Genomic DNA, 8068 nt, shown 5'->3' with positions numbered 1-8068 from the left:
CCCCCACCCCGCCCGCACTGGAACCAAGACCACCGAAACACACGCCATGCACACGACCGACAAGCCAGGCCAGATCAACTCCGCCTCACTCCGCGACCCGGAACTGACCGGCATGACTCACCAACAACTGAACGCCTTGATCGGCGAGTTGACTCCAGCGCTGGCGGAACTTCGCGAGCATTCCCGGTGCGAACAACGCGGAGGCGAACGCCGCCGAGCCCCCGGCGCGGGCGCCAAGTGCAAGCTCACCTCGGCCGACCGGATCCTGGCCACCGTGCTTTACCAGCGCAGACTCGGTACTCAAGACCTTCTCGGCCAGCTTTTCGCTGTGAACCGGAGCACGATCACCGACGCCGTCGGCGAGGTCCGCCCGCTTCTGAAACAGCACGGCCACCGCATCCCCGCCTCGACAGCGCGGTTCCGCACCCCCACAGACGTGACCGCCTACCTCGAAAAATACGGGACCGAACCCCCGAAAGAGATCAAACCCGCATGTTGATTCTCTGCGAACCCTAACGACTTGGTACGCGATAGCCGGGGCCGTCAGAGCGATTCGATGGGCCCTGGAGATCCTGCGAGACTGCTGGCATGACTGGCATGATCGTGGTCGGCGACTATGACCCCCGATGGCCCGAGCGGTTTGAGGACCTGCGGGAGCGGCTTGCACCTCATGTCGCGGACCTGGCTGTATTCATCGAGCATGTCGGAAGCACAGCCGTGCCCGGATGTGCCGCCAAGCCGATCATCGACCTCGACATTGTGGTGGCCGAGGACGCCCCCGTGCCCGCGCTGATCTCCCGGCTTTCCGAGCAGGGCTACCGGCACGAAGGCGATTTGGGGATTCCGGGGCGGGAGGCTTTTCAAGCCCCTCCTGCGGCTCCCGAACATCACCTGTATAGCGTGGTCAAAGGATCCAGACCCCACCTTGATCAGGTCTTGCTCCGTGACTACCTACGTCAGCGGCCCGATGAAGTCCGGCGCTACAGCGCGTTGAAGGTGGCCCTTGCACAGCGGTTCCGTGCCGACAGCCAGGGCAGGCGGGACTACTCGAGGGCGAAGAGTGCTTTGGTGGAGGAACTGGTCGCGAAGTCCTACGTTGCTCGGGCCGCCGGAGAACAGTGACGTGACGGTGGCAGCACGGGTTGGTGATGTCGTGACGCATTACCGAGCCCGTGCGGTCTTGTCTCATCCTGCCTTCTGCGGCCTTAAGCGTGCACATCTCGGCGTTCTGATCGAGGAGTTGGCCGACCCCTGGCTGGGGCGGTGTGGGTCCGAGTTGCGTGAGCGTCGTGGAGGAGAGCGCAAGCGGACCGCCGGAGCCGGGCCGGATCACAAGCTGGTCTTCACCGACAGCGTCCTGGTCACCGTGATCCACCTGCGTCTGCAGATGCCGCACGCGGCACTGGCAGGGCTCTACGGCGTCTCCCGCCCAACCGTCACCTGCGCCATCCACGAGATCCGCCCGCTGCTGGCTGTCCGCGGCTTCGCCGTCCCCGACCGGCCCGGCATCCGCCTGCGCACCCTGGCCGATGTCTTCGCCTACGCCACGGCCGAGGGTGTCGAGCTGCGCATCGACGGCACCGAGACCCAGGTCCGCCGCCCTCGGGCCGGCCGCCCCGGCCGCAAGGCGCTCGTCTCCGGCAAGAAGAAGCAGAACACCGCCAAGACCGCCACCATCAGCGACGGCTCGGACCGCCTGCTGTAGTCCGGGGCCGACCGGCCCGGCAGAGTGCACGACCAGACCGCGATGCGCACCGAAAGCATCGCCGAGCAGTTGTGTCTGCATCCGCAGGTCAAGGCGAAGGTCGACGAGGGATACCGGGGCCTGGCCAACGACTCCCCCAACCAGGTCCAGGCACCGCCACGCAAGCCGAAGGACAAAGTACCGCTGGGCGAGAACTACGCCTGGCGCGAGGCGCGCCGACGACAGTCCTCCGCGCGGATCTGCGTGGAGCACACCATCGGCGAGGAGAAGAAGTGGCGGCCGCTCCAGCGGTACCTCGGCCGGCGCGATTCCTAGGCCGAAACCCACGCCGCCATCGCCGGACTGGTCTCCGACCGCGCGGCCCGCAGGCCCACCCGGCGGCACACGAGCACCGAACTCGTGCCCGCCTGGAAGGCCGCCTGCTGATCACCCACCAGCCGACCCGCCAGGCCAGCACGCCCCGACCTCAATCGCGTACCAAGTCGCAAGCACGCAGGGCTCGGGCTGGTCCGCCAGTTCGCCTACGAACTGGCCCCCGAAATCCGAGTGAACGCAGTGGCGCCGGGGCCTTCTGGAGACCGGTAGCTCCGGGCCAGGGGGGGCGATGGGATTGGCGGATGCCAGCCTCAGCCGGGACGTACCCATCAAACAGGTCACCAATGCCTGACGCTTCAGGCGGACGCCCTGTTCGAGCTGACGGACGCGGTCCTGTGCACTGACGGCTCGGTGGTCTCGTTGCCCGAGTTGTCCATCGCTGAAGTGCACCGCCGCGGACATGGCGCGATGTACGACGTGCTGGCTCAGGGACATATCGCCGTGTCCCGGCTTCGGATGGCCCGGGCAGGGCTCGTACTGCCGCGCGGGGCGGACGGGCAGCTGTCCATCGCCCTGGGCGGCACCGCGTCCGGACGCCGAGTGTTCGCCCCAGCGGCTGTACTGCCACCGTCCGTGCCGCTGCGACGGGGTGCGTCAGACCATCCAGGCTGGCCCTATCAGGTCGCGGCGGCCCTCGGCGGCGGCCGCTCCTCGTGGACCGGCCCACTGGACGTGATGCGGTTGGGACCCGAGGACGATCCCACCGAGGTCACCGCCGCCCAGATCCGCGACCTTGTCGCCCGCCTGGAGCGGGCCGGGCAGTGGCGCCTGGGGGACTTGCCGGTGCTGTTCGTCCTGGACTCGGGCTACGACATCGTGCGCCTGACCCGACTGTTGCGTAAGGAGCTGGTGCGGCTGCTGGGACGCATCCGCGCCGAGCGGGTCATGCGCGCTCCGGCCGGCAAGCGCCGCGGAACCCATCCTGGGCGCCCGCCCCGACACGGAGCTGAGTTCCGACTCGCCGACCCTGCAGCTACCCGGCGCCGGCCGGCGTCCACGACCGCTTCGGCCAGGCCCTCGCCCGCTGCTGGGGCCACCTGCACCCCAAGCTGGACCGGCGCGGCTCATGGACCCACCATGAAGGCGAACTCCCCATCGTCGAGGGAACGTTGGTCCATCTGGCGGTCGAGCACCTGCCCGGCAACCGCGACCCCAAGCCGCTGTGGCTGTGGCACAGCACCCCCGACGCCACCACGCATGACGAAGACGGCGTCCTTGCTCCACTGACGCAGCAGCAGGACCTGGTGCACGGCCCCCGGGTGTGTGCCGAGGACGGCGAGGGGCTGGTCACGGACCTCGTAGGCAGTACGGGCAGTGCAGAAGGTCCTTGCCCCAACGCTCCCGGACACCGGGGAGATCGGGCAGTTCGTCACGCAGCCTGGTGGCGACCAGAAGACGGCGGGCCCTGAGCACTGGGTCACCCTCAAGGCGCACGTCGTATCCGGGTTCGATGTGCGCCTCTCGGTTCGAGATGCTCCACCCGGCCCCGGACGACATCGACCCCGTAGCGGGCGATCTCGGCCCGCCCCAGGCCGAGCAGGGTCGCCGGGGACAGGCCGTCACGGGACAGGAAGCCGTGCATGTGCGCGGCAGGGGCATTGCGCGGTTCGCCTGCATCGATCACGACCACCCTGCGGCGGGCCCGCCCCAGCAGGAGCGCGGCCCTCAGGCCGGCTGCTCCGGCACCGATCACCGCCACGTCATAGGCCTCATCGCCAGTCGGCGCCGCGCTGTCGGCGCGTGTCTTCACCGCTGTCTTGATCACTGCGATCACCTCCGGCCCCCAAGGTGCTCCAGCGCCACACCACGAACAACTTCTGTTGCCATTCCCGGGACGGCCGGATCGAAAGAGGCTCATGAGCGAGCAGTCCCCCATCGCCGCCACGCTCGCCCAGGCCGACACGCGGCGCCGACGCATCCGTACGCAACATGGTGTGACCCTGTCCGCCTTCGACCAGACGGAGGAGGAGTTCGTGGCCGGTGAATCGTAGAGTCTCACGTATGCGTGCAGAACGTTCTCCCGAACCCCGTGCCTTCCTGATCAACGGTACTGTCGGCGTTGGCAAGACATCGGTGGCCGAGGGCGTGGGCGACCTTCTCGCCGACACTGACACACCCAACGCAGTCATCGACCTCGACTAGTAGCTGAGGCAGTCTTGGCCAACGCCTTCAGGAGACTGCTTCAACTTCGGCATGATGCTGCGAAATCTGCGCAGCATCGCCGGCAATTACCTCGCTGCGGGAACAGTTCGGCTGGTCCTCGCCGGTGTGATCGAGGACCCGGAAGACCGGAAGCTATGCAGCGATGCAATCGGTATCGAGCTTTCAGCGTGCCGACTCCATGCCGATTTGCCCGTCATCCACCAGCGACTCATGCGACGCCACGAGAACGAGCCCGAAGCGTTGCGATGGCATCTGGCCAGGGCCGGCGAACTGGCCGGAATCCTCAAACAAGCAGTAGTCGATGACTTCGCCGTCGACGCCACCACGCGCCCACTCGGTGAGGTCGCCGCCGACGTAATCGGGAAGGCGGGCGGCTGTGACGCAGCTTTCACGCCTGCGTCGGATCGACGGCGAAGCGCTCGGGGGGCGGCGGCGCAGACATAGTGGGCCGCCTTCAGCTCGCCAGCGCAGCCGGGCGCGCCGCCCCTCCGTTGCCGGCGACAACGCCTCCCGCGTCGCCGGGCTCGGCCACCTCGGCATGCTCGCCAGCCCCGCCGCCATCGGCTGAATGACCCACCGCATGGCGCTCAACGACGCCTTCCTCCTGCTCACCCTGCTGTGCGTGACCACGGCTGCGGCCGCCGCAATCCGGCGAGCCGGATCCGACCGCCCGCCTAAGATGACGCAAAGCCACTGACCCTGACGGCCACCCTGCACAAGGACCTGCCATGCCTGAATCAGATGACACCCCTGCCCGCGGCCGCGTCGGCGTCATGCTTCCCCGCGACCTGCCCGTCCAGGACATGCTGCCGTTCGCCCGGCGAGCAGAAGAACTGGGATTCGACCAGATATGGGTGGTCGAAGACCTCGGCTGGCGCGGCGGCCTCGCACAAGCCGGCCCCGTCCTCGCCAGCACCACCAGCATCACCGTCGGCATCGGCATCATGCCCGCCGGAGCCCGCAACGTGTGCTTCGCCGCGATGGAACTGGCCACCCTCGCGCAGCTCTACCCCGGCCGGCTGATCGCCGGAATCGGCCACGGCATGCCCGACTGGTTGCGCCAGGCCGGAGCCTGGCCCGCCAGCCCTCTGACACTCCTCAAGGAGTACACGACCGCGCTGCGCCTGCTCATGCGCGGCGAGCCCGGCCCGGCCGGCGGCCGCTACGTGCGCTGCGAGGGCGTCGTCCTCACCGAGACCCCCGGCATCGTCCCCCCGGTCATCCTCGGAGTACGCGGTCCCAAGTCCCAGGCAGCGGCGGGCGAGGTGGCCGACGGGCTCCTCCTGGCCGAACCTGCGGCCCCCGCCTACATCACCTCCTCGGTGCAGCACATGAACGGCGCTCCTGACACGAGCAGCCGCGAAGTCGTCACCTACGACGCCGCCGCCGTCGACGACGACGAGGACGCCGCTCTCGCCCGCGTCCGTGACGGCCTGAGCGCCATCGGCGAGCCGGCCTGGGCCGCGCACATCGACCCCCTGCCCTTCGCCGCACAGCTGCGTGAACACCGCGCCGCCTCTACCGACGCCCGGCAATTCGCACAGACCATGCCCGCCGACTGGGTTCGCCAACTGAGCATCGCCGGCGCCCCCGACCAGGCACGCGAAGCGATCAAGGCACGCCACGCAGCCGGCGCGACCAGCGTCGTCCTCGCTCCCACCGGCCCCGACGCCCTGGCATCGCTCGACTCGCTCGCCCGTGTCCTGGACCCCTGCCCCTGAACTGAAGCGCCACGATCTCGAAGAACCTCATACCCACCGGCTGGCGGATCGCGTTGTTCGACCTCTTCAGGGGCATCGCCCTCCGCCAGGGCCCGGGCGCCCTGGCGGAGATGGCTGCTTGGTGCCGTGCACCCGCAGACGCGTTCGCCGAGGCCTACCGGGCTGGCCGCCCGCTCTACGACACCGCGCGGCAGTCCACGCCGGAATACTGGACGGCCGTACTGCGGTGACCGCCACGCCCGTCGATGCCGACACGACCGAGAAGCTGCGGCAACCATGTTGCGCCGCCTGCAAGCCGGTCGCAGGCGGGGCACCCCGACAGCTCTGCGTCCGCCGCGCTCAAGACGGTTACGGACTGGGTCGGCTCGCTGGGGGATTGCGAGAGCCACCCCCCGCTTCCGGAGCCAGGTGCGGATCGCTTTCGAGCTGTAGCCCCTGTCGCCGATGACGCGGGACGGCCTAGTCCGAGACTGGCCCAGGCTGATGCGGGGCACCCTGCCCGGACTCAAGCGGTCGTCGCAACATCGGCTTCCTGGACCGATAGTAGATGCTCGCTCAGGGCTTCGGAGGGTGTCTTCCAACCGAGAGTTTTGCGGGGCCTGTTGTTGAGAGCGAGAGCAACGGCCTCGAGTTTGTCGACCTGCCATCGCGACAGGTCTGTGCCCTCGGGTGCCTCTGTGTTTGTCAAGCTGGTTGGTGTGGTGGCGTAGGCTCGGCTATGGCGGGTTCGGGAAGTGACTTGTCCGAAGAGCCGGCCGACGGGGTTGGGCCGGCCTCGCTGGATTCTGTAGCCGCCCCCAGTTGTCCTCCCGGGCCCGTCAACAGCGCGCGGCGGCGCTCATCAACGACCATCGTGCGCCAGACGTGATCGGCCAGGCGGCGTTTGAGGCAGCGTTGCGCGGGCGCGTTCTTCGTTATACACATGACGATGTGCGACCCGTTCCAGGCGAAGGTGATCGGTAGGCTGCGCGGGGTTCCGTCCGTTCTTGGTGACGTAGGTCCACGCTTCACGTCGTGGGCTGGCAGCTCCTGCTGATCGGGCGGTTCGGAACGTCGATGACCTCGTTCGGCTGCGTGGTTCGGTTTCTCCTTCTCAGCGCGGTTGCTCGGCCAGTCCGACGATGACCCCGCCGCCCTCACCCCGCACGACTTCGAGCAGATCGCCCTGAAACAGAGCGGTCACGCCCGCGCAGTTGCCACCGACGTGCGCAACCACGCCGATCTCCTGGACGAGGGCACCGAGCCCCCGCGCCCTGGCCGAGATCATCCTCGCCGAAGCGCAACGCGCGGTGGTGGGGCCGCGTGCCCTCAGCAGTGACGGCAAGCGTGCCGGGAAACCGGCAGATCCTTGCACTATCGGACTTTTCTGTGCCGTCGCATGCTGAGTGTGTGCCATTGAGGTGTGAGCGGATTCCCAGGTGCCGGAAGCATGCGCGTTGCCGGAACAGCACGAGTGATTGCCTGCTCCAGTACGGGAGTTGCAGTCTGGTCCCGGTCAAGGAAATTCGAATCTGAAAGGCTTCACAATGGCTACTCATCAAGGCGCCGGGCCCGCACCGGACTCTGGTGACCGCGGGCCGATCAACAACCGGGTCCACCACGTGGCATCCGGCGAACTGGACGGCTACGCGGCTATCAGCGGAGGCACGGTCGGCTCGAAGAAGCTCTGGATGGGCCTGGTGGAGAACCCGCCGCTGAGCTCGACGGACAACCACCATCACGGGGATTCGGAAGCTGGTATCTACGTGGTCAGCGGTCACCCCGTGTTTGTCTACCACGACGGCACACAGGAGGTACGGCTCGCCGCCAACCCGGGTGATTTCTTCCTCGTCCCCCCGTTCGTCCCGCACCGCGAGGAGAACCCCGACCCGAATGAGCCGGCAGTGGTCGTGATCGCCCGGACCACCCAGGAGCCGATCAAGGTCTCCGTGCCCGAGCTGTATCAGCTCAAGGAGACGGACACGCACTCGAGTCCGTCGACGCTGTAGGCATCGAATCGGCGAGGTCAACCTCGGCTGGCAGTGACCTGATGCGCTGGATCCGCAAGTAGTACCGACGAATCCGTGCGCTCAACGCATGGTTCTGAAGTTCCCCCTTGATCTTG

Annotated in this window: 12 protein-coding genes and 2 pseudogenes; 11 read left to right on the top strand and 3 right to left on the bottom strand. The window is 67.9% G+C overall.

All coding sequences use genetic code 11. The features are described from left to right. The 6 genes from J1C73_RS10170 to J1C73_RS35940 form a co-directional block, all read left to right on the top strand. Window positions 1-499, top strand: a 499-nt coding sequence (locus tag J1C73_RS10170) for a transposase family protein (RefSeq protein WP_207316042.1), incomplete at its 5' end; no start/stop codon positions are given. An 89-nt stretch (window positions 500-588) separates the two neighbouring features. Beyond that, the gene (locus J1C73_RS10165; RefSeq protein WP_207316041.1) at window positions 589-1122 is read left to right on the top strand and encodes a GrpB family protein; all 534 of its coding nucleotides are present in this window, start codon (window positions 589-591) and stop codon (window positions 1120-1122) included. Between the two features lie 154 nt (window positions 1123-1276). Then, the gene (locus J1C73_RS35705) at window positions 1277-1705 is read left to right on the top strand and encodes a helix-turn-helix domain-containing protein (protein ID WP_307797656.1); all 429 of its coding nucleotides are present in this window, start codon (window positions 1277-1279) and stop codon (window positions 1703-1705) included. A gap of 24 nt (window positions 1706-1729) precedes the next feature. Continuing rightward, window positions 1730-2020 carry a transposase family protein gene (locus J1C73_RS35700; RefSeq protein ID WP_307797655.1) on the top strand — a complete coding sequence of 97 codons (291 nt, stop codon included), beginning with the start codon at window positions 1730-1732 and terminating at the stop codon, window positions 2018-2020. 189 nt (window positions 2021-2209) lie between these two features. Then, on the top strand, window positions 2210-2290 hold the full coding sequence (locus J1C73_RS10155) for a hypothetical protein (protein ID WP_278186536.1): 81 nt from the start codon (window positions 2210-2212) through the stop codon (window positions 2288-2290). Window positions 2291-2314: 24 nt separating this feature from the next. Beyond that, on the top strand, window positions 2315-3307 hold the full coding sequence (locus tag J1C73_RS35940) for a transposase (protein ID WP_372446671.1): 993 nt from the start codon (window positions 2315-2317) through the stop codon (window positions 3305-3307). Here J1C73_RS35940 and J1C73_RS35935 read toward each other — a convergent pair. Then, window positions 3283-3830, bottom strand: a pseudogene (locus J1C73_RS35935) (FAD-dependent oxidoreductase); the annotation flags it as partial. The gene J1C73_RS35940 and the pseudogene J1C73_RS35935 overlap by 25 nt on opposite strands. Window positions 3831-3936: 106 nt before the next feature. Here J1C73_RS35935 and J1C73_RS35460 point away from each other — a divergent pair. From J1C73_RS35460 to J1C73_RS10135, 4 genes are all read left to right on the top strand, one after another. Further along, window positions 3937-4071 (top strand): hypothetical protein, encoded by a 135-nt coding sequence (locus J1C73_RS35460; protein ID WP_266413298.1) that lies wholly within the window; start codon window positions 3937-3939, stop codon window positions 4069-4071. A gap of 10 nt (window positions 4072-4081) precedes the next feature. Further along, window positions 4082-4222 carry a P-loop NTPase family protein gene (locus tag J1C73_RS10145; RefSeq protein ID WP_207316040.1) on the top strand — a complete coding sequence of 47 codons (141 nt, stop codon included), beginning with the start codon at window positions 4082-4084 and terminating at the stop codon, window positions 4220-4222. A 54-nt stretch (window positions 4223-4276) separates the two neighbouring features. After that, complete coding sequence (locus J1C73_RS10140; protein WP_207316039.1) at window positions 4277-4687, top strand: hypothetical protein; 411 nt, start codon at window positions 4277-4279, stop codon at window positions 4685-4687. Between the two features lie 284 nt (window positions 4688-4971). Then, a complete protein-coding gene (locus tag J1C73_RS10135) occupies window positions 4972-5964 on the top strand; it encodes an LLM class flavin-dependent oxidoreductase (RefSeq protein ID WP_207316038.1) in 993 nt (330 codons plus the stop codon). A gap of 505 nt (window positions 5965-6469) precedes the next feature. On the opposite strand, the pseudogene J1C73_RS34700 reads toward J1C73_RS10135, so the two are convergent. Both J1C73_RS34700 and J1C73_RS10130 read right to left on the bottom strand, forming a co-directional pair. Next, window positions 6470-6634 (bottom strand): annotated as a pseudogene (locus J1C73_RS34700) (IS30 family transposase); the annotation flags it as partial. A gap of 423 nt (window positions 6635-7057) precedes the next feature. Then, on the bottom strand, window positions 7058-7231 hold the full coding sequence (locus tag J1C73_RS10130) for a Tim44 domain-containing protein (protein WP_207316037.1): 174 nt from the start codon (window positions 7229-7231) through the stop codon (window positions 7058-7060). Window positions 7232-7490: 259 nt separating this feature from the next. Here J1C73_RS10130 and J1C73_RS10125 point away from each other — a divergent pair, with 259 nt between their 5' ends. Next, a complete protein-coding gene (locus tag J1C73_RS10125; protein ID WP_207316036.1) occupies window positions 7491-7952 on the top strand; it encodes a cupin domain-containing protein in 462 nt (153 codons plus the stop codon). Window positions 7953-8068 lie beyond the last annotated feature (116 nt).

This window comes from Streptomyces laculatispora, from assembly GCF_017353455.1.
GTDB classification, from domain to species: domain Bacteria; phylum Actinomycetota; class Actinomycetes; order Streptomycetales; family Streptomycetaceae; genus Streptomyces; species Streptomyces laculatispora.
The sequence above is the reverse complement of the archived record's forward strand: the minus strand, read 5'-3'. Positions and strand labels throughout refer to the sequence as shown.

What these genes read in the sequence shown, in the direction of transcription:
- J1C73_RS10125 (WP_207316036.1), top strand. Translation starts at nt 7,491, where the DNA reads ATGGCTACTCATCAAGGCGCCGGGCCCGCACCGGACTCTGGTGACCGC.
- J1C73_RS10140 (WP_207316039.1), top strand. Translation starts at nt 4,277, where the DNA reads ATGCTGCGAAATCTGCGCAGCATCGCCGGCAATTACCTCGCTGCGGGA.
- J1C73_RS35460 (WP_266413298.1), top strand. Translation starts at nt 3,937, where the DNA reads ATGAGCGAGCAGTCCCCCATCGCCGCCACGCTCGCCCAGGCCGACACG.
- J1C73_RS10135 (WP_207316038.1), top strand. Translation starts at nt 4,972, where the DNA reads ATGCCTGAATCAGATGACACCCCTGCCCGCGGCCGCGTCGGCGTCATG.
- J1C73_RS10145 (WP_207316040.1), top strand. Translation starts at nt 4,082, where the DNA reads ATGCGTGCAGAACGTTCTCCCGAACCCCGTGCCTTCCTGATCAACGGT.
- J1C73_RS10165 (WP_207316041.1), top strand. Translation starts at nt 589, where the DNA reads ATGACTGGCATGATCGTGGTCGGCGACTATGACCCCCGATGGCCCGAG.
- J1C73_RS10130 (WP_207316037.1), bottom strand. Translation starts at nt 7,231, where the DNA reads ATGATCTCGGCCAGGGCGCGGGGGCTCGGTGCCCTCGTCCAGGAGATC.